This is a genomic window from Acinetobacter sp. RF15B (assembly GCF_007558235.1).
GTDB classification, from domain to species: Bacteria; Pseudomonadota; Gammaproteobacteria; order Pseudomonadales; family Moraxellaceae; genus Acinetobacter; species Acinetobacter lwoffii_C.
In genome coordinates this window covers 35,238-55,511 of sequence record NZ_VLSR01000009.1, presented here as the reverse complement: position 1 = coordinate 55,511, position 20,274 = coordinate 35,238, and the positions used below count along the sequence as shown (strand labels likewise).

The following is a 20,274-nucleotide window of genomic DNA, read 5'->3' as shown; positions in this document are numbered from 1 at the left end:
TTAATGGAATTGTGCCAGACGTTTCAGCTGAGCCAATAATTCCGCTTCATTAAATGCCCCGGTTAAACGCAAACCACGGATTTCCTGCTGCTGGCCATCCAGAAACAAATAGGTCGGCGGCCCCAGAATTTCCCACTGATTAAGTAAAGACTGATGGGTTGCATCATATTGGCTTAAATCGAGTTTGATCAGCACGTACGGTGCCAGTGCCTGCTGTACCGTGGCTGATTTTAAAACACGCTGTTCTATCGGCTGACAGGCCACACACCAGTCGGCATAGACATCAATAATGACCTTTTGGCCATGCGGTATCTGTTTTAACAAGGATTCAAATTCGGCAGCTGTTTTGGCCACCTGCCACGTGGCAGTGCGATGACTTTGCTCAACAAAAAAACGCTGGCTCTGTTGATATTGGCTATATGCCAGATAAGGCAGCACGACGACTAGACACAGGATATATAACCATCTCAGGCCAGTACGCTGCCAGAAAATACGGCACAGCACATAGACAATAAAGGCCATGCCTAAGCCCAGCGACACCCCCTGCAACATAGCTTCAGAAATCAGCGGGCGTATAAAATACAGCGCCAGCCCCAGCATGATAAAGGCAAATAGCACCTTGATCTGATTCATCCAGTGTCCGGCACGCGGTAATATCCGGGCCCCCAGAATACTGGCCAGCAGTAAGGGTGTCCCCATACCGAATCCGAGACCAAAGAGTAACAAGGCACCCTGCCATTGACTCTGGGTCTGGGAAATGAACAGCAATGCTCCTGCCAGGGGTGCTGTCATACACGGCCCCACCAGCAAGGCGGAGATAATGCCCATGACTGCGGCACTGATCAGGTTCCCTCCCTGCTGCATGGCCTGAACCTGATCCAGACGCTGAATCAGGCGCTGCGGAAGTTTAATTTCAAACAGGCCAAACAGGTTTAGGGCAAACAGCACAAATAGAGCACTAAAAGCAATCAGGGTACCCGGCTGCTGTAGCCAGCGTTGGAAGTTCAGCCCGGCCGATGAGGCGATTAAACCTAATACAGCATAGACGGTGGCCATACTAACCACAAAGGTTAAGGCGATCATCCAGGCTTTTAAGCCTTTGCTATCACGGACCAACAACGAGGTCAGGATCGGGAGCATAGGCAACGAACACGGGGTAAAGGCCAGCAAAAGCCCTAAACCGAAAAACAGCAGCAAACCATAGGCCCAGGAGCTTTCTGCCAGACGCACTGACCACTTCTGGTCTTGGGCGGTTACAGCTTCTTCGATATCTGGATCAGATTGTTCTGAGCGTTGCAGCTGAGTATCAGCCAGAGTATCAAGCAGACGATTCTGGGCAGCTGTGGAGCTGTTTAAATCTAATAGACGTGTGTTCCCGGAAACTGGAGTGTCATATTGCACCAGACCGGAAAGATTGGTTTTAAACTGCACGGTTTGCGGTGGATAGCACAGCCGATCCTGGGCACAGCCTTGCCAGCTGACCTGATAAGACTGTCCGGGCTGAGTCGGGATCTGAAATTTCAACTGCTGATAATAAACCTGGGTATGCCCATAGTTGTCATCATAGATCTCTTCAGCGGGCGGCAGTTCCAATGTTAGCGGCTGATTGCCCTGTCGGACTTCAATCTTGTGCTGATACAGATAATAGTGTTCAGGAATATCCCAGCTGAGTTCCGCCTGCTCAGCACTGTCCGAGACTACACTCAGAGGAAAGGCCTGTTCAGGTGACAGTAACGCCGTTTCGGCCTGAGCTGCCATACTGAACAGTACACTGCCTAACAGGAAAGGCGCACATAAAGCGCTCCATTTCTGAACTACTAAAAGTTGCATCATACCGAGTGCGATAGATCAAAAGAGAAAGGATACACCCAGACTGGAGAAGTAACTGTTTTCCTGCCCGTCCAGATCTACCCCCACACTGGCATCCAGCTGGACCCGATCGTTGAGGGCATACATTACGCCCGTGCCGAGCGCATATTCATTGGCTTGGCTTTCGGCCTTACGATAAATCAATTCCGAATAACCCGACCAGCGATCCGTAAACTGATAATCTACAGATGGAATTGCGCTAATAGCCCAGTTTGAATCCTGCCATTCATAACGCATGGTGATAGAGGTCGAGACCAGATCACTATATTGATAGGCCACCGCCGAGCTCAGGCTATACATATCTTCTTCATTGCTAAACCCCTTATTACCAGTTGCAATAAGCGCTTCAGCCATCACGGCCATGCTCAGTTTGTCATCGTCCAGATCAATGGCTTTTTTCAGACCAATACTGACATCTCCCAGCCCATCATTTTCTTCAGTGTGTCCGTTCCATTTCTGCTGGTTCCATGCCGGTCCATCCCAGCCCAAACGCAATTCCAGGCTATCGGTTAAACCTGTGCGCAATAATATATCGGCATTTAAAGTGGTTTCTTTAAGCCTGCTTCCTTCTACCATTGACTCGCGATAGTTCAGCGTTGGCAAACCCTGCTCCCATGCCAGCTGCCCCACAGGGATAGTGCCGGTTCCCATACCTTCACCCGGACGATCAAATTCGACTTCAGCAAAAAGCTGGGCACTGACACTGGTCAGCGCAATGAAACCCAAGGTTGTTAATGTTGTCTTCATCTGGTTAGGCTCTTTATTCAAATTTAATTCAGTTCTTTGGTCATTTTTGCGCCGTGGTCACGCAACAGTTGCAGAGTCTGTTTTTCTTCTTCAAGGGCCTCTGACCAGTTAATTTCATCGAAATCACAATCAAAGAATAAATCGCTAATAGAGGACAAAATAGTCTGTCCATCTTCATCTTTGGTGTTTGGATTGACCTGTTCATCCAGCAGGCGCTGTACTGCAGGAACACAGGCGGCACTCGCGGCGTCCCAGAGCGGCCCATAAATTTCTTCAGCATCCCACAGGTGTAAATTGACTTTGGCCTGAATCAATGCTTCCAGAATCTGCAAATGAATATCCAGACGTGCCTGTTTTTCTTCGTGTGAAAGCGGGCTATTTGCTTCATAAGCCTCACAGACGTCTTCCCACCATTTGAACAGTCCATCCGACCAGACCGAAATGACTGGACCTTTTTCAAGGTCAATAAAATTCGGATTGAGTCCATCCGCCAGGAGTTTTGTTACCTGGTCCAGATCTAAATCTTCGATGGCTTGCACAAAAAGCTGTTGTTGCGCAGTTAACATGATGGAGCTCGCTTCAATTCGTTTTTCCCTATTATGCCGAAGAAAGCAAAATTTGTTGTCTTTCCCACAACTATTTTTCATTTTATACAAAAAAAGCCCCGCAGGGCTTTTTTTCAGGATTCCAGATCAGACTTCGTCTTCCATCTCTTTAATTTCCAGGGCACCCGGACGTATGGTATCTTTTTTCTCAATAACATGCTCTAGACTGCGTTTTAAACGGTCAATGGCACCACGAATGGCGGTATCAATATTATGACCGCGATGATTCACCACCACCGGTTTTAGACCTGCCGGACGTGCTTCGATCATGCAGCGAATATCGTCATCACCACCTTTGGCACCATTTTCATCACTCAAATGGACTGAAAAATGGGTAATACGCTCACTGTGGCGCTGGAATTCCTGACTTAATTCTGCACGTACATAACTGATTAAACGATCGCTACTCTGAATGTGTTTATCTGTACGAAGTTCGATATTCATAAATTACCATCCTCAATCTTTTTAACTTTTCTTAGTGCAAAATTTTTATCTTGGCACGTTTCTGGTTTGCTGTATCGCAACGCATTTCACTTCTTCAAATGATTGGAATATCTCCTCCATTTTGAATGGATGAACACCTTTATGAATCTGCAGAATCATGTCCTTATACCTTGAATATCGGCTCTATCCAGAAAATATGCAAGTGCTATTTTGGTTTTTTTAGCAAAAGAATAACTAATTGTGACAGGTCCTTACTTAGTCAAATAAAGCCGCTTTCCAGTTCGTTCATCACCATCTTATTCACGTGATTGGATTCGGCCAATGAGAAAATTGCTTATCCCGACCACTTAGAATCAGCCTAAATTTTCTTCCGAATGATGATGAAAATGTAGAGAATTATCCGGTAGATCCCTCCTGCCCGCTTTAGATATTTTTTCTCTAAGCCTAGGAGCGTATAGGGTTGTGACGATGGCCTCCGCTATAGAAGTGCTAAACATGTATGCTTTAATTACTGGTTTTTACCGCTTCGGTTTCGAGTTCAGTACGAGGGAGGAACACCGCCCATTTTGAGAGTGGAAACAGGTTTTTCTTCACCGTTATATGTCATCTAAAATGATGACACCTACTCTTCAACCGATGAAATACTGACCACAGTACCTCTCACCCTCCGCCTCCAGAGCATCGCCGTTTAATCTGATCAGGGTACATGCTTGCCTTTGCGATCAGCCAGATTTTTTAGCAAACTCATGAGGAAAATCCCGATTTTTATTATAGAAAAGAGGCGGTAAATGGCTTCTGACTGTGCCCACTTCTATTGCACTCCGCCGACTACTCACTGTTGAATATGCTTTAACTAGAATAACGGACATAAATTTTCTTTAATTTTGGCAGCAGCTCAACCGACTCTTACTATTTTCTGATCATTTAAATTTCTTTAAGCATAGCTATTTAGCCCCTATTTTTGAAAGTATTGAAGAACCCGTAATAAGAAAACAGACAGGGAGACCAAGCAAGATTTTTAATATATTTCTGTCATCGATCAATTTTAACTTTATTTTTACTTATTAATCTGTATCCTTTACCTGCTTTCTTGGGGGAAGAGATTTTAAATGAAACTTACACAAATCGCGGCATTGTGTGCTTTGGCTTCAACTGCTGCTTTGGCACAAGCAAAACCAGTTTGGCAAGATTTTAGCGTAACCGGTCTTTATGGTGAAAACTATGAAGCGGTAGACGAACAGCAAAGCACTCTAACCGTTGAATACGCTGCTAAAGTAAAATATGCAGATGTGTTTTTCTTCATGGACCGTATGCGTGGGGGCGATGATGCTAAAAGCACTTATTTTGAATTATCGCCACGCTTAAGTTTAAGTGAAGTAAGTGGCCAGAAACTTGCCTTTGGTCCTGTGAAAGATGTATTAATTTCCACAACGTGGGAAGGCTCAGACAATGCAGATAACTTCCTGTATGGTTTAGGTTTTGATCTTGACCTTCCATATTTTCAATATGCAAGCTTAAACTTTTATCGTGCCAATAATGAAAAGGTGTTTGGTAATAAAGACGATTATCAAATGACTTTCACTTATGGCGTACCGTTTAGCTTGGGAGCAGAAGACTTCCTGGTGGATGGTTTCCTGGACTGGTCTACTGCTGAAAAAGATGCTCAAGCGAGTGAACTCAACTGGACCACACAGTGGAAGTGGAATGCGGGCAAACACATTTCTCCAGAGACACGCTTATATGTAGGTATTGAACACTCTGTTTGGAACAATAAGTTTGGTCTTAAAGATCAAGACGAAAACAATGTGAGTGCGCTGGTGAAATATCACTTCTAAGCCCAAAAAAAAGCAGCTCATAAAAAAGCAGAACCCGGGTTCTGCTTTTTTATGGCAAAAAATCAGCTGTATTTTTTAAAGTGCTGGTCTCCGCAACTGCTTTGACTTGATCCAAATCCGGTTAGACCGGCGTTACACTACCTAATGTTTCCTGGTAAACTTGAATCTATTCAATTAAAAATTCAGAGATTAGCCATTTCTGATTAGAATTACTTAAAAATCCCTTCTACTCAGACTCAATAAGCCTGTATAAAATCTAAATTTTAAAATCCGCCTTTACTTGATACTTCTGCTATGTTTTATTTGAAATAAATACCAAGTTGAGTAGAACAATGAATAAATGGCTTATCTGCATGAGTATCTTTTCTCTCAGTGGCCTGAGTTTTGCCGATTCCAGCTTTGAAACTCAACTCAGATCCGAATGTGCCCAAGTTAAAAACTATGCAGCGAAGGGCAAGAGATTGTATGACCAGAAACAATATAGCAAAGCCCTTGAACAATTTGAGCAACAGGCGGCATGGTCTGCATTTTGTGACATGCATAGCGAAGAAAGTGGTGTTTCTTTTTCAGAAAGCAGCATTGTAACAGCGTTTAATAATGTCGGACTCAGTTATGCCAAACTGGCCAAGCCGCAGTGGGCACGAGCCTGGTTTTCGATTTATCCTCAAGCCAAGAGTAGCCAGTTTAATCTGCAGCAGCTGCCTGCACCTCAAAAAAACTCCAATCTGGCAGGCAAATATGTTCGCCATGCCGGTTTTGGCGCCTGGAGTAGTATTGAGGTAAAGCCCCATCAGCAATCTTATCAAATTCAATTTAATGGTCTATATATGGGTTTAGGCAGCCTGATTTATGGCCCCAATATAGGTGAATTTGAAACAATGATGCCCCTGCATCACACCCAGACCCGTTATCAGCAAGATAACTGTAAAATTGAGCTTAGTTTTGCTTTTAATCCTCGCGCTGGGCAACAGCTTATTTTAGAGCAAGACAGTGGAGATTCAGCGTGTGGCTTTGGGCATAATGTCTCTGCCAGCGGTGTATATTTGAAGGTAGAATAATTTTTCTTTTATTTGTATTTTAATATACAAAATAAATATTTGAGCATGATCAGGGGAGTCCATGGCCAAGTTTTTAAATACCAGTGCAACGAATTTCTTTTTAGAAGAATTAATTAAAAATGCCAAAGAGCGTTTAATTTTAATCAGCCCTTATTTGCGTTTAAATGATCGTATTAAAGAACTCTTAGAAGATAAAGATCGGCTCAAAATTGATATTCGCATTATCTATGGCAAAAGTGATTTGCATCCCGATGAAATTAAATGGCTGCAAAAACTGGATTATGTACGTTTAAGCTTTTGTAAAAATCTCCATGCAAAATGCTATATCAATGAATCAGAATGTATTATTTCAAGCTTGAACCTCTATGAGTTTAGTCAGGTTAATAATAATGAAATGGGGATTCTGGTACGTAAAGATGAAGATCAAGAGGTCTTTAAAGATGCTTATGAGGAAGCTCAACGTATTATTCGTATTAGTGATGAAGTACGGATTACTCTGGATGAAATTAAGACGGAACCAGTACCACTTGCTGAGAGCGAAGTCACAACTGAGGAAAGCAGCGGCTATTCCAAACTGACCACTGCAAAACTGGCCGCAAAACTTGGTTTAAAAACACCTGATCTGTTTGAAAATTTAGTCAATAAAGGATATTTAAATCTGACAGAAAATGGAAAACATTTCCTCACCGATGCAGGCAAAGCGATGGGTGGAGAGTTTAGAACAGGACAATTTGGTATTTATTTTTTATGGGATGAACATACCAAAATTTAACTGACGAGTTTTTAAAAAATATATTGGGGTACAATAAAAATTCCCCTAACTGGAGAAGTTCAGTCAACTAATCGACTGAAACTCTCCGGATGAGGTTTTTTTGCTTTCAAGCCAGCATCCTAAACCACAATATCTGCCAGATTACCTTTTTGCTCTAACCAGTCTTTACGGTCACCCGAACGTTTTTTGGCCAGCAGTTTATCCAGTAAACTTGCGGTGACATGCACATCATCCAGATCCAGCTGTACCAGACGGCGGGTATTTGGATCTAAAGTCGTTTCCCGTAGCTGGCTGGCGTTCATCTCGCCCAGACCTTTAAATCGGGTAATCTGCGGATTCTTGGTTTTACACTTTTTCAAGATGCCCTCCAGCTCTTCTTCATCCAGAGCATAGTGCACCTCTTTACCATCATCAATCCGGAACAGTGGCGGCATCGCCACATACAGATGCCCCTCTTCGATCAGTACCGGGAAATGTTTCACGAACAATGCACACAGCAAAGTGGCAATGTGCAGACCATCCGAGTCGGCATCCGCCAGAATACAGATTTTGCCATAACGCAGCTCAGACAAGTCATCAGAGCCAGGATCTACCCCAATTGCGATAGCAATATTGTGCACTTCCTGCGATGCCAGAACTTCATCTGAGGATACTTCCCAGGTGTTCAGAATTTTTCCGCGAATGGGCATGATGGCCTGGAAATTCTTGTCACGTGCCTGTTTGGCCGAACCACCTGCCGAATCCCCTTCCACAATAAACAGTTCCGACTGATCCAGCTCATGGCCGACACAATCCGACAATTTGCCTGGCAAGGTCGGACCAGCAACAATCTTTTTACGCTCTACTTTCTTTGCCGCTTTTAAACGACGCCCGGCTTTGGAAATTGCCATTTCTGCCAATTGCAGGGCAATATCCGAGTTTTGGTGCAACCACAAGGCAAAGGCATCTTTGGCAATATTCTGAACAATGCCAGCAGCTTCACGACTGGACAGACGCTCTTTGGTCTGACCTGAAAACTGGGGCTCCTGGAATTTTAAGGACAGGATATAGTTTACGCCGTCCCAGACATCTTCCGCCGACAGTTTCATATTACGCGGCAGCAAATTACGCAGCTCACAGAACTCACGCATGGCATCGGTCACTCCGGAACGCAAACCATTCACATGCGTACCACCTTGCGCGGTTGGAATCAGGTTAACGTATGATTCCTGAATACTGTCTCCCCCTTCGACATTCCAGCAAATTGCAAATTCGGCACTGGCACGTTCTGCCTCCCCCATTGCAACAAAGGCCGGTGCCGGAATAATTTCACGGTCTTCCAGCTCATCCATCAAGTAGTCCACCAGACCATTTTCAAACTGCCAGGTGATTTTTTCGTTATTACTCTGGTCAATATAGTTAATTTGCAGACCAGCGGCCAACACTGCCTTGGCCTTTAAGTTATGTTTTAAGGCTTTCAGGGCAAATTTAGGAGAATCGAAATATTTTTCTTCTGGCCAGAATTGTACCGTAGTACCCGATGCACGTTTAGGCGCTTTGCCTTTCAGCACTTCCAGCGGGCCGGTCGGTTCACCCTTTTCAAAGGCCATTTTATACAGGTTGCCCTGACGCTGAACTGACACTTCAATCCGGCTGGACAAGGCATTGACGACAGAGATACCCACGCCATGCAGGCCGCCAGAAAACTGATAATTATCGGTGCTGAATTTACCGCCGGCATGCAGTTTGGTCATAATGATTTCAATCCCGCTTTGGCCATATTCCGGATGAATATCCACGGGCATGCCGCGACCATTATCTTCTACAGACAGCGAGCCATCCTTATATACCGTCACCGTGACCTTGTTGGCATATCCGGCCAATGCCTCATCTACCGCATTGTCAATCACTTCCTGCGCCAGATGGTTCGGACGCGAGGTATCGGTATACATGCCCGGGCGACGGCGCACCGGATCCAGACCAGATAAAACTTCAAGAGATTGAGCCGTATATTGAGACACGTTATTCGGTTTCCTTTTTGACGCAGTCGGATAAAAACTGTAAAAGCAGCGGAATTTTCTCCGCAAAATCATCCATCCCGTGATTGCCATGGGCTTCTGTCATTAACATGGCCGGAGGACGGGCAGCACTATAATAACGATGTGCTTCACGATAATCCAAAACTTCATCGCCTTGTTGCAGCAGCACCAGCATTTTGTCTGCATCTTGGGCAGGATTTAGCGCCAGTTGCTCCAGCTGTGCCAGATCTGCCACCTCCAGACTCCAATTCGGATGCACAGGATAGGGCAACTCCGCCTGAAACAGTTCACGAAACAGCTGCCATGGTCGCATTGCCGGGTTAATCAGTACAGCCGGAACCGCATGTTTTGCGACTAGATATGTCGCATAGAATCCGCCCAGGCTGCTGCCGACCAGTGCTACCTGAGGCAAACTGCGGATCAGTTCCGAAACCTTTTCAACTGCAGCCTGGGGCGGCATATTTAAATCTGGTAAATGTAGGGTGATTTCAGGATATTTTTTACAAAATTGCAGTAATAATTGTCCTTTAATGGAATGGCTTCCACTCTGAAATCCATGTAAATAAATAATATTCATCAGTATTTATTCATATTGATCAATGATTGAAATTTCTCTGGAAAATGTGAAATACCTCGCATTTTTCTCAGCTGAAATTGCTTAAATTGTCAGACAAGAAAGCCCTGAATGTTGTGTAATTCTCGCTATGTTAAAAGTATTGCAAAGGATTCAGACTCTTTACAGAAAAAGAATTTATACCGTGAAGTACTTTAAAAAGAAAGAGATCTCTACACGGTTGATCAAAAGGACAGAAGCAGATGCCCAGTTTAACACCATTGCATGAAACTTACTGCCGATGGGATCGAACGCCACCCAGCCAGGCAGATGTACTGGAAGGTCTGGCCCAGCTGGTGACCATGCGCCTGAACGATGTGGCCCAGGAACTGATTAAAACTATTCAGCGTGAAATTTTACTCAGCATGTTTGGCCTCAGTGACCAGAACGCTAAAAGCCTGCAAAATATCCCTTATATTGCCCGACTGTACCAGTCGTCGTACGACATGATTTTTCATTATGGCAATACCCTGATTGCACCCGGTTTGCGTCAAATTATTGAACACTTTCCCAAATTGCATCATAAGCCTTTAACTCCGACCCTGCATTTTTTAGTCAGTGCCTTGAACGGTATTATTGGTGACTATTTGATAAAACATCAGAATCCGCTGGCCCTGCCAATGCTCATTTATGATCATTATGGTTCTTTACAGCAAGGTGAGCTGACCGGACGGATTAGCCTTTTTGTGCATGGACTCTGTATGAATCATCTGGACTGGTCCAACCACAAATATGAAGGAATTGGTGAAAAACTGCTGGCGCAACGTGACCGCAATACCATGCTCTATCTGCACTACAATACCGGACGACGGATTTCTGCCAATGGTCACAGTCTGGCCAACACCTTGCAGGAACTTGTACAGTGTAATCCGGGGATTACCAGCATTGACCTGATCGGCCACAGTATGGGGGGACTGGTCTCCCGAAGTGCCCTGTTTTATGGCAAGCAGAATGTTCATGACTGGATTCCCATGGTCGAGAATCTGGTCTGTCTGGGTTCACCTCATCATGGGGCAGTACTGGAACGTTTCGGTTTTAACCTCCAAGACAAACTTGGACATTTTCCTTTGGTGAAAATTGTCGGGCATCTCGTCAATATTCGCAGCAACGGTATTCTGGACTTGCGCTATGGCAGCGTACGCGATGATGACTGGGAGCATAATCCGGTACGGATTGGCTTTATGGATGACAACCGCAAACCGGCACCGATTCCTTCACATATCGATGCCTATCTGGTGGCCGGAACGATCGAACTGGAAAAGCGCAAGAACAAGACCCGTAATGTGATTGGAGACTATCTGGTCAGCGTCAAAAGTGCGCTGGGAGAACATCCAAATCCACGCTACGATCTGAAAGTGCCAGATGCTCATAAGGCAATTTTCTATGGCCTGAACCATTTTGAAATTCAATACCATCCCTTGGTGGCTGAACAGATTGCACGCTGGTTTTACCCAAGTGTGGAGGATGAGAATTATACCCAGATTTATCAGCACCTGGTCGATCTGAACAGTATTGAAGGCATTGCCTTAACCTGAAAAAAAGCCCTCTGATGAGGGCTTTTTAGATTGCTTAGTATTGATCTCGCAGGCGTTTTAGCGGCTTGGCCGGATATTTACGCAAGAGCTGCCACAGGCTAATCAGTAATAATACGCTGAAAAATACCAGTGACCATAGCGGCAAGGACTGCCCCAGAAAGCTCCAGTCAACCACTGCACACTCGCCTGAACCATTCAGTACCTGCTGCAATACTGCCTTCATCGGCAGGGTATCCAGCCAGTACTCCAGACCGGGACCACAGCTCGGTACCTTATCCGGTGGCAGATTCTGTAGCCAGACATGCCGTGCTGCCACCCCGGCTGACCATAACATGCTCAAAGCACTTAACAAGGCATACAGACGCTTGCCCAGACTGGAGGCTGGATTGTGCAAAAAAGCGATCAGGGAGATGAGTCCCAAGCCAATAAGCCCGATGCGTTGAAACACGCAGAGCGGACAAGGGGCCAGTCCCTGGACATGTTCAAGATAAAGTGCAAATACCATCCCGACCACGGCAGCCAAAAACAGCATGCCGCTTACCCCGCGATAACTCCATTGCATGGTCAATCCTCTTTTCTTGTTTTATCGATATTGCGCTAAATAATCACTGAAGTTGATACTGCACGCTTGCTCGAGCTGCTGTTGTTGTTGCAATGAGCTTTGTGATATTTCATCAAAATAAGCTGCTGTTTCGGCACTGAGCGGATGCAATTCATAGACTTGACTATGCTGCTGGGCCAGATGCTGTCCAAAATGCCACATGCTGCTTGCAGCACGGATATCTCCGACAATTAAGGCAGATAAAGTGGCATCGACTTCATCGACCCGACCTTGCATGATCTGCATGGCATGCTGATAAAGTCCTGTGTCATAAGTCTGGTCAAGCAGCTCAGCCAAGGGCTGCATACGTGTCAGCAGCTGGGCACACCAGTCTTCAATCGGATAATGCTGGCCATCTTCGACAATAGCGGCATTGAAGGCACGGCCACGATTGACCACTTCGGTCTGGTTTCGTTCAATAATTTCCTGCTCTGCAGCCAACAATGCCGGGCTGTCTTGCAGCAGACAGTACAATGCCACCACTTCCAGGAAGCCGGCAGTATCTTCATTAATACCAATCGGGCTATACGGGTTGACGTCTACCGCCCGTAGCTCGACATAGCCAATCCCGCGGTTTTGCAAGGCCTGTGACGGGGTCTCACCAGCTTCGGGGACCTGTTTGGGGCGCACCAGACTGTAATATTCATTTTCAATTTGCAGTACATGATCATTGATCTGGATTGGCTGTCCCTGCGGGTCATTCAGGCCCAGACGACTAAAGGGCTTATAAGGAGTTTTGACGGCTTTTTGCAGCCCTTCCAGATAGCCTTGCAGGTCATTGTAGTGAATGCCCAGTTGCTTCTGTGCAGAGTTCTGATAGCCAAAACGTCCCATGCGCAAAGCGGTCGCATACGGGGTATACAAGGTGCCTTTAACCAGCGGTAGTAAATGATGATCTCGGCCACTCATAAAGCACTGGCAGACCGCCGGGCTGGCCCCGACCAGAAAAATCACCAGTGGCGTCAGGCGGATAAAGTTACGGATCAGCCCCATATAACGGTGACTGCGATAGTCCTGCAAGCTGAGTGCCCGTAAATTTTCATCGCTTTCTTGCTGTTGCAGGGCTTCAAAGAAATGATCCGGGAAAGACAGGTTATAATGCACCCCGGAAATGGTCTGCATACGGCGGCCATAACGCACCCCCAAGCCATGACGGTACAGGGTTTTAAACAGCCCGATATTAGACGTCCCATATTGGGCCAGCGGAATATTTTCATCACTGTGGTCCAGCATGCACGGCATCGACAGCGGCCAGAGCTTTTCATCATTCTCCAGCTGGCGATGCGCGACGGCATGAATATCGGTCAGATAGTCCAAGGCTTTTTGAATGCTGCTTTGCGGTGGAGTAATAAACTCCATTAAGGCTTCAGAATAGTCAGTGGTGATATGTGGATGAGTCAGGGCTGAACCTAGGGCACGAGGATGCGGCGCTTGGGACAAGAAACCGTTGCTTTGCATACGCAAGCTTTCGCGCTCGATACCGCGCAGCATTCCTTGGATGAGCGATGAATCCACCCAGTCAGGTAATACATCGTGGGCGGTCGATTCAGGTTGACTCATTACAATCTCGCTTCATGGGGGTAACTATTAATAAAGTAGAATCATCAATTTATAGCAGTATAACGTGATTTCTGGTCGGCACATTACATCCTGCCGGGTTTTCAGGCAAACTATTGATTTTTAACTGGGCAATTTTTTAACACAAAGTTCCTCTATAAGACATGTGAAATTTGTGATTTATTAACCAACACAGACTAAAGAATTGTAAATATTATGAATTATCAAGATGTTTTAGACTTTTGGTTCCACGCCGACCATCAGCCCTTCTGGTTTAGCAAAAGTCTGGAATTTGATCAGCATATTGCACAACAATTCATGAGTATCCATCAACAGGCAGCTCGTGGTGAACTCTGGTGCTGGCGCAAAAGCATAGCAGGCCGACTGGCTGAAATTATTGTGTTGGATCAGTTTTCCCGCAATCTGTTTCGTGACTCTCCTCAGGCCTTTGCCCAAGACCCCTTGGCTCTGGCTCTGGCTCAGGAGACAATTAGCCTGGATCTGGACAAACAGCTCAGCCCGGAACAATGCAGTTTCCTGTACATGCCGTTCATGCATAGCGAATCCAGACTGATTCATGAATATGCCTTGGAGCTGTTCCAGCATCTGGGCAACCCGGTTAATCTGGAGTTTGAAAAAAAGCATAAGGTGATTATTGACCGCTTTGGGCGTTATCCTCACCGTAACCGGATTTTAGGTCGCCCATCGACCGCTGAAGAGTTAACTTTCCTGACCCAGCCAGACAGCAGTTTTTGATTCTCCCTTTCAAGCTCTGCGACTGCTGGATCATCTATCAGGAGATTGGAGATGAAAAACACCCTATTAGGACTTGGTCTGGTTGTTGCACTTGGCCTGAGTGGCTGCGCAACCACACCCTCCAAACCTTTGACCTTTGATCAGTTAGGGCGCTATAACACGACGCCCTTAAATGCCACGACTTACCGGATCAGCTTTCAGGCCCGTCCCAATATGAGTTTTGCTACGGCAGAAGAAATTACCCTGCTGAAAGCCGCCCAAACGACGGTACAGAATGGCTTCCAGTTTTTTCGCGTTCTGGATGATCCAAGCAACCGGACTCAGCAGCCTCCCCGTCAGGCGATTGTCTATCCTGCACCGAGCTTCTATCCCTCTGCTTACTACCGCCGTTATCCAGGGTTCTGGCCAGATCCATTTTATGACCGCCCTTATACCGTGACTCTGGACCCAGCCCAGGTGGCCTATACCATTGAGTGCTTCCGGGCCGGCCAGGCACCTCAGGATGCCTTTGATGCGCGCTTGATTTTACAGTCACTTGGCGCTAAATATGGAGTGAGTCCATCCGGTACAGTCCTGCAACCCCAGCCGGCTACTCCTCAATAACAGGATCATGTATGCAGAAAGAACAACCATCACCGAGCTTACAACGCAGTAAACGTTTTGCCACGATCGCTCTGGTGGTGGCGGTACTGGCCTGGTTGGCCCTGATGGCTGCTGCCAAGCTGCTGCCTGAATATGTCTGGCTGATTCATATCTTGATGCTTTCAGCCGAAGCAGGCGTGGTGGGTGGACTGGCTGACTGGTATGCCATTACGGTGCTGTTCCGCAATCCTTTTGGCCAGCTGCCCATTCCAAAATTCCTGCGGGATCATACCGAAATTATTCCGCGCAACAAGGCCCGGATTGCCGAGTCGATGGGACGCTTTGTTCAGGAAAATTTTCTCTCACCCCAAATTGTCGAGCGCAGCCTAGCCGATACCGATTTGAGCTTAGCGGCGGGACGCTGGCTGGCCAACCCGCATAACAGCACTCAGGTCACCCAGGTCATTCAGCAGACCGTTCCTAAAGTGTTTGAGTTTGTCGGACAGCAGCAAATTGCCGGATTTGTCCACAGCAACAGTGTGCAATGGGTCAGAAACACCCAGATCAATACCCTGGCCAGTGAAATGCTGCGTGCCGTTTTAGAAAATGATTTCCATCAGGATGTATTACAACGCGGCCTGGATGTGGTACATGCCTGGATGACCTCGCATCCGGAACAGACCCGCGAACTGACCCGTACCCTGTTTAAGGAAATGGGAGTCTGGCGACTGGCCAAAGGTGCCAGCTGGATCGGTATTGATGTGCAGCAGCGCAGTATAGACTCCGTCATCCAGCGGGTGGAGGCCATGCTGGCAGATCCGGCTCATCCTTGGCGCCTTCACATTGAGGCCGCAGCTCAGGAACTGATGCTGCAACTGGCGGACCATGACAGTCTGGCCAGCCAGCGTTTGAATGACACTAAAAATACCCTGCTCGACAGTCCGCAGGTACTGAACTTTATCAGTGGTGCGGTGGTCATTTTATGCGATGCGATCAAGGACGATCTACAAAAACCGGACTCGGGGATTGCAGAGAACCTGCGCGTGGCCATACAGCAGGTCGGGGAAAATATCGTTTCCAATACGGCTGTACGGGAGCTGCTCAACCAGCGCCTGAGTAGCCTCGCGGTTGAGCTCAGTGACCAGTATAGTGAAAAAGTGATTCGTTTTATCAGCGAACGCATTCACGAATGGGATTCAACCGAGATGATCGGCAAGATTGAAAATGAAGTGGGTGGCGACCTGCATATGATCCGGGTTAACGGCGTTGTGGTAGGTGCCTGTATCGGTTTAGTGCTGGGCATTATCCGTGCTGTAGTTGAGCACCTGATTTAGCTTGACTCCGCGCCTTCTACACGGCTCTTCCATAAAACAACCTGACCTTATTTTTTATTGAGCGGGAGTCAGTAGCAGGAGGGTTGCCGGATCAATGTTTATTTGGAGGGTGGATTGCCCGACATATCCACAAATAAACCTGTGAATTTACGTACAAAAGGCAATAGCGTTACCACAATAGGAAAGGCAATGGCCCAGGAAATCATCCAGTTGTGAAACCAGAGTGCCATAAAGCCTTCGATCCAGCCTAAATTGCGCAGCATGTTGATCATGGAAATAATGCCGCTCATCAGGCAGGACAAAATAAAAGGCACTATAATTAAGGCCCATTTCGCCGGAAGTTTAGGAATATTGCCGATCAGGACCGGGCGTTGTTGCGAATTCATACTGACTCTTAGACTGTGGGCGGAATACTCATATTAAGCCAAATTCATTCCTTTGAAAGCAGTGTTTGGGCCTTAAAGTAGAGCATTCGAAATTATCATGATTTTCACATGATACCTATTTTGATTTTTTCAAGTTTAAATAAAAAAATGATCTGGATGAATAATTTTTCTACATTGTCATAAATTGTATTTCGTCCAAATGGTTTTACCTAAAGAGCATGAAATTTGCTATATTTGCTGTTTTTCTGCGATATCTATTTTCGACTGATTATGAATACGGCAATACAAGCAGCTCTCGATCATGCAGTGCAAACTTTACAGGCACAAGGCGTACTCCCATCTGACTGGAACAACACAAGTAGTTTGACGCGTACCAAGGACCGAAGCCATGGTGACTTTGCCTCAAATATTGCCATGATCGCGTCTAAAGCTGCCGGTATGAAGCCACGTGATTTAGCAGAAAAAATCCTGACTGCGTTACCTGAAGTGGCAGATATCAGCAAGGCCGAAATTGCAGGACCGGGCTTTATCAACTTCTTTCTGAATGCCAATCAGCGCTTTGCCGTACTGGATCAGATTCAGGCCCAACAAGCGACTTATGGCCGTACTCAGGCCAATGCGGAAAAACGCATTCAGGTCGAATTTGTTTCGGCTAACCCGACGTCTAGCCTGCATGTAGGTCATGGCCGTGGGGCAGCTTATGGCATGACTGTGGCCAATCTGCTTGAGGCCACCGGTGCCAAAGTAGACCGCGAATACTATGTCAATGATGCCGGCCGTCAGATGGATATTCTGGCAACGTCAACCTATTTACGTTATCTGCAATTAAACGGTCAGGAACTGGTGTTCCCGAAAAATGCATACCAAGGCAATTACGTTAAAGAAATCGCACAAAGCATTATCGACCAAGAGGGCGATGCACATGTACGCCCTGTGGCTGACGTGTATAAAGACGTGCCTGAAGATGTGCAATACGCCGCTGAATTAGATGCTGAAGGCAATAAAGTGGTTATGTCAGGCGATAAAGAAAAACATATTGATGGCCTGATTTTTAACTCACAAACCCTGCTCGGTAAAGGCTACCGTGTCTTCCATCAGGCTGCGCTCAAAGCCATTCTGGATGACATTAAAGATGACCTGGGCGAGTTTGGAGTTACTTTTAACCAATGGTTCAGTGAAGCCTCTTTGACTGAAAAAATTGAAGAAGCATTACAGACGCTGGATCAGCGTGGTTTCCTGTATGAAGCTGAAGGCAATATCTGGTTCAAGTCAACTGAATTTGGCGATGAAAAAGACCGTGTGGTCAAACGCCGTAACGGACAGACCACTTATTTCGCTTCTGACATCGCCTACCACCTGAACAAATTACAACGTGGCTATACCGATATTATTGATATCTGGGGTTCAGACCACCATGGCTATATTGCACGTGTGAAAGCAGCCATTGATGCGCTGGGTTATGACTCAAAGAAACTGACCGTACTTTTGGTACAGTTCGTCAGCTTATGGCGTGGTGGCGAGATGGTGCAAATGTCATCCCGTTCAGGCCAGTTCGTGACCTTGCGTGACCTGCGTAAAGAGGTCGGTAACGATGCGGCCCGCTTCTATTATGTCATGCGTAAATCTGAACAGCACATCGACTTTGACCTGGATCTGGCAGTATCGCAAAGCAAGGACAATGCGGTGTACTACATCCAGTACGCACATGCCCGTATCTGCCGTATGTTAGAAAAAGCTGTGACTACCGGGGTGAACTTTGATGCAGCGAGTGCACGGGCTCTGGCTGCAAAACTGGAACTGGAGGCCGAAACTGAAATTCTGGCCAAACTGGCTGCCTATCCTGAAATTGTATTGCGCGCTGCCAACAGCTATGAACCGCATCAGATTGGGAACTACCTGAAAGAACTGGCTGCCCTGTTCCATGGCTGGTATAACGAAAACAAGGTATTGGGTAATGATGCAGAATTAACCCAGGCACGTTTGCTGTTATCGGTCAACGTACGTCAGGTTCTGCGTAATGGTCTGGAACTTCTGGGCGTCTCTGCACCCGAGTCAATGTAAAGCACTGCTTTTACATTGACGCAAGACGAGAGCTTGGCACAAAATAAGTCTATATAGCAAAGCACTACTTTGCATGCTCAGAAGATGAAAGCTGTGCAGAGCCAGCAGGCGACCTTTTGCCATTGCTCTGCCTTGCTCATGGTTTTCCTGACTTTTATATCTATTTGAAAGTTCAAGTAAATTATAAAATCTTGAAAGTTTGCAATCTAAATAAGAATATTTAGATCCTGATGCCTCAGGATTGCGCTATAGTAAGGGCATAACTGCTGTTATGCCTTTCCTATCAAAATATAAAGAAGAGGAAATCCCCAGTGTTTGGAAAAACGCAGCGCGGTGTATCTCAAAGACCGAATAAGCCTAAAAAGCCACTGATTCCAGCTTGGCTTGGCACACTCGTGATCATTTTAATCGTGTTAAGTTTTTTAATGGCTCTCCTGTTGTGGAAACCTTGGGAGCCCGTCAAACCTAAAAATCAGGTCACTTCCCAGCATTATCAGGAAGAAGAGACCAATGAGGATTACCGTTTTTATGACCTGTTGCCACAGCAACAAGTTACTCCGATTCCAGAGCAGGCCGTTCCTGAAGCCAAATCCCAAGATACCATTGTGATTGTGGAAGCTCCTAAGCCTGAAGTGACTGAACCTGAAAGCACGCTAGAACCCGGTCAGGAAATGACGGAAGCACCACAACCCGCACCCGCCAGTTATATTCTGCAGGTCCGCAGTTTTGATGATCCGGATCAGGCAGATGCACGTCGTGCTGAAATTATTTTAAATGGCCTCTCGGCAGATGTGGTACGTAGTGTGGAAAATGGCAAGATCTGGTACCGTGTTGTTTCCGGCCCTTATGATTCAGCCGACGCCGCCATTATTGCCCAGCAAACCTTGCAAAATAGTGGTATCGATTCCATCGTGGTCAAACGCTAAAATTTTGATCTTTAAAAAAGCGCCAAATGGTGCTTTTTTTATTGCTTGCATTTTCAAATACAATGCAACAGAGCTTAAAATAGGGAAAGGAAGAAAAATATCAGATTTATGCCCTATCCGATGGAGGGCTTTTCTGGAACCCGTCACCCGTTCAGTAAGCGTAAAAGTATTCAGGATGGGCTTATTAAAATTGAGCAGTGCACTGGCTTTGCTGATCTGGAAATAGGTAGAGGGTGGGCAAGAACCATTCGCAAGCACTGGTTTCGATTGAAGATCGGCAGACAGGCTATCTCTGGTTGAAAAAGTACCGCTCACCTCAGGCAGAGGAAATCTGCCGAACCACAATCCGTCTGTTCCAACCTATCCAAGATCTGCTAAAAACCATTACCGCAGACAATGGTAAGGAGTTCAGCCTGCATGAGCCTGCTGCTGAAGGAAGAGAGATAAATGAATCTTTTGCTGATGTCTATAGCGCTTGGCAACAAGACTCGAAAGAATATACCAATGGCTTAATCAGAAGATTATTAGCAAAGTTAGCGATTTGAATAACGGTATAGATGAATAGCTCTCAAAAA

General features: G+C 46.2%; 19 protein-coding genes. 10 read left to right on the top strand and 9 right to left on the bottom strand.

Going from position 1 to position 20,274, the window contains the following annotated elements; translation table 11 throughout:
• The 4 genes from dsbD to E2K74_RS08655 form a co-directional block, all read right to left on the bottom strand.
• The gene (dsbD, locus tag E2K74_RS08670; protein ID WP_171480668.1) at positions 1-1,830 is read right to left on the bottom strand and encodes a protein-disulfide reductase DsbD; all 1,830 of its coding nucleotides are present in this window, start codon (positions 1,828-1,830) and stop codon (positions 1-3) included.
• A gap of 18 nt (positions 1,831-1,848) precedes the next feature.
• Positions 1,849-2,616, bottom strand: coding sequence for a transporter (locus E2K74_RS08665; protein WP_151207205.1), 768 nt, complete (start codon positions 2,614-2,616; stop codon positions 1,849-1,851).
• A gap of 23 nt (positions 2,617-2,639) precedes the next feature.
• Positions 2,640-3,182 (bottom strand): ankyrin repeat domain-containing protein, encoded by a 543-nt coding sequence (locus E2K74_RS08660; protein ID WP_151207203.1) that lies wholly within the window; start codon positions 3,180-3,182, stop codon positions 2,640-2,642.
• A gap of 126 nt (positions 3,183-3,308) precedes the next feature.
• Positions 3,309-3,665, bottom strand: coding sequence for an HPF/RaiA family ribosome-associated protein (locus E2K74_RS08655; protein ID WP_151204680.1), 357 nt, complete (start codon positions 3,663-3,665; stop codon positions 3,309-3,311).
• A gap of 1,109 nt (positions 3,666-4,774) precedes the next feature.
• Between E2K74_RS08655 and E2K74_RS08650 the strand changes: the two genes are divergently transcribed.
• The 3 genes from E2K74_RS08650 to E2K74_RS08640 all read left to right on the top strand — a co-directional run bounded on the left by E2K74_RS08650 (position 4,775) and on the right by E2K74_RS08640 (position 7,330).
• Entirely contained in the window at positions 4,775-5,500 is a 726-nt protein-coding gene (locus E2K74_RS08650) for an outer membrane protein OmpK (protein ID WP_151204679.1), read from the top strand.
• A 332-nt stretch (positions 5,501-5,832) separates the two neighbouring features.
• On the top strand, positions 5,833-6,558 hold the full coding sequence (locus E2K74_RS08645) for a hypothetical protein (protein WP_151207201.1): 726 nt from the start codon (positions 5,833-5,835) through the stop codon (positions 6,556-6,558).
• Positions 6,559-6,619: 61 nt separating this feature from the next.
• Positions 6,620-7,330, top strand: a complete 711-nt coding sequence (locus E2K74_RS08640; protein WP_151207199.1) for a phospholipase D family protein — start codon at positions 6,620-6,622, stop codon at positions 7,328-7,330.
• Between the two features lie 119 nt (positions 7,331-7,449).
• On the opposite strand, the gene parE is transcribed toward E2K74_RS08640, so the two are convergent.
• Positions 7,450-9,330, bottom strand: coding sequence for a DNA topoisomerase IV subunit B (gene parE, locus E2K74_RS08635; protein WP_151207197.1), 1,881 nt, complete (start codon positions 9,328-9,330; stop codon positions 7,450-7,452).
• Between the two features lies 1 nt (position 9,331).
• The gene (locus tag E2K74_RS08630; protein WP_151207195.1) at positions 9,332-9,925 is read right to left on the bottom strand and encodes a YqiA/YcfP family alpha/beta fold hydrolase; all 594 of its coding nucleotides are present in this window, start codon (positions 9,923-9,925) and stop codon (positions 9,332-9,334) included.
• A 239-nt stretch (positions 9,926-10,164) separates the two neighbouring features.
• Here E2K74_RS08630 and E2K74_RS08625 point away from each other — a divergent pair, with 239 nt between their 5' ends.
• On the top strand, positions 10,165-11,496 hold the full coding sequence (locus tag E2K74_RS08625) for an alpha/beta hydrolase (protein WP_151207193.1): 1,332 nt from the start codon (positions 10,165-10,167) through the stop codon (positions 11,494-11,496).
• 34 nt (positions 11,497-11,530) lie between these two features.
• Here the strand turns inward: E2K74_RS08625 and E2K74_RS08620 are convergent, their stop codons facing one another.
• Together E2K74_RS08620 and gshA are read right to left on the bottom strand one after the other, a co-directional pair.
• Positions 11,531-12,058: a disulfide bond formation protein B gene (locus E2K74_RS08620; protein WP_151207191.1), complete on the bottom strand. Its 528-nt coding sequence runs from the start codon at positions 12,056-12,058 to the stop codon at positions 11,531-11,533.
• A 21-nt stretch (positions 12,059-12,079) separates the two neighbouring features.
• Positions 12,080-13,657, bottom strand: a complete 1,578-nt coding sequence (gene gshA / locus E2K74_RS08615) for a glutamate--cysteine ligase (RefSeq protein ID WP_151207189.1) — start codon at positions 13,655-13,657, stop codon at positions 12,080-12,082.
• Positions 13,658-13,870: 213 nt separating this feature from the next.
• Here gshA and E2K74_RS08610 point away from each other — a divergent pair, with 213 nt between their 5' ends.
• Genes E2K74_RS08610 through E2K74_RS08600 form a run of 3 tightly spaced genes read left to right on the top strand, consistent with a single transcriptional unit; the run spans position 13,871 to position 16,326 of the window.
• The gene (locus E2K74_RS08610) at positions 13,871-14,410 is read left to right on the top strand and encodes a DUF924 family protein (protein ID WP_151205615.1); all 540 of its coding nucleotides are present in this window, start codon (positions 13,871-13,873) and stop codon (positions 14,408-14,410) included.
• A 51-nt stretch (positions 14,411-14,461) separates the two neighbouring features.
• Entirely contained in the window at positions 14,462-15,013 is a 552-nt protein-coding gene (locus E2K74_RS08605; protein WP_151207187.1) for a CC0125/CC1285 family lipoprotein, read from the top strand.
• Positions 15,014-15,024: 11 nt separating this feature from the next.
• On the top strand, positions 15,025-16,326 hold the full coding sequence (locus E2K74_RS08600; protein WP_151207185.1) for a DUF445 domain-containing protein: 1,302 nt from the start codon (positions 15,025-15,027) through the stop codon (positions 16,324-16,326).
• A 98-nt stretch (positions 16,327-16,424) separates the two neighbouring features.
• Here E2K74_RS08600 and E2K74_RS08595 read toward each other — a convergent pair whose 3' ends face one another.
• On the bottom strand, positions 16,425-16,712 hold the full coding sequence (locus E2K74_RS08595) for a DUF2798 domain-containing protein (protein WP_151205460.1): 288 nt from the start codon (positions 16,710-16,712) through the stop codon (positions 16,425-16,427).
• A 270-nt stretch (positions 16,713-16,982) separates the two neighbouring features.
• Between E2K74_RS08595 and argS the strand changes: the two genes are divergently transcribed.
• The 3 genes from argS to E2K74_RS08580 all read left to right on the top strand — a co-directional run bounded on the left by argS (position 16,983) and on the right by E2K74_RS08580 (position 20,244).
• Positions 16,983-18,773 carry an arginine--tRNA ligase gene (gene argS, locus E2K74_RS08590; protein WP_151207183.1) on the top strand — a complete coding sequence of 597 codons (1,791 nt, stop codon included), beginning with the start codon at positions 16,983-16,985 and terminating at the stop codon, positions 18,771-18,773.
• Between the two features lie 311 nt (positions 18,774-19,084).
• On the top strand, positions 19,085-19,699 hold the full coding sequence (locus E2K74_RS08585; protein ID WP_151207181.1) for an SPOR domain-containing protein: 615 nt from the start codon (positions 19,085-19,087) through the stop codon (positions 19,697-19,699).
• A gap of 233 nt (positions 19,700-19,932) precedes the next feature.
• The gene (locus tag E2K74_RS08580) at positions 19,933-20,244 is read left to right on the top strand and encodes an IS30 family transposase (protein ID WP_151207179.1); all 312 of its coding nucleotides are present in this window, start codon (positions 19,933-19,935) and stop codon (positions 20,242-20,244) included.
• Positions 20,245-20,274: the final 30 nt, after the last annotated feature.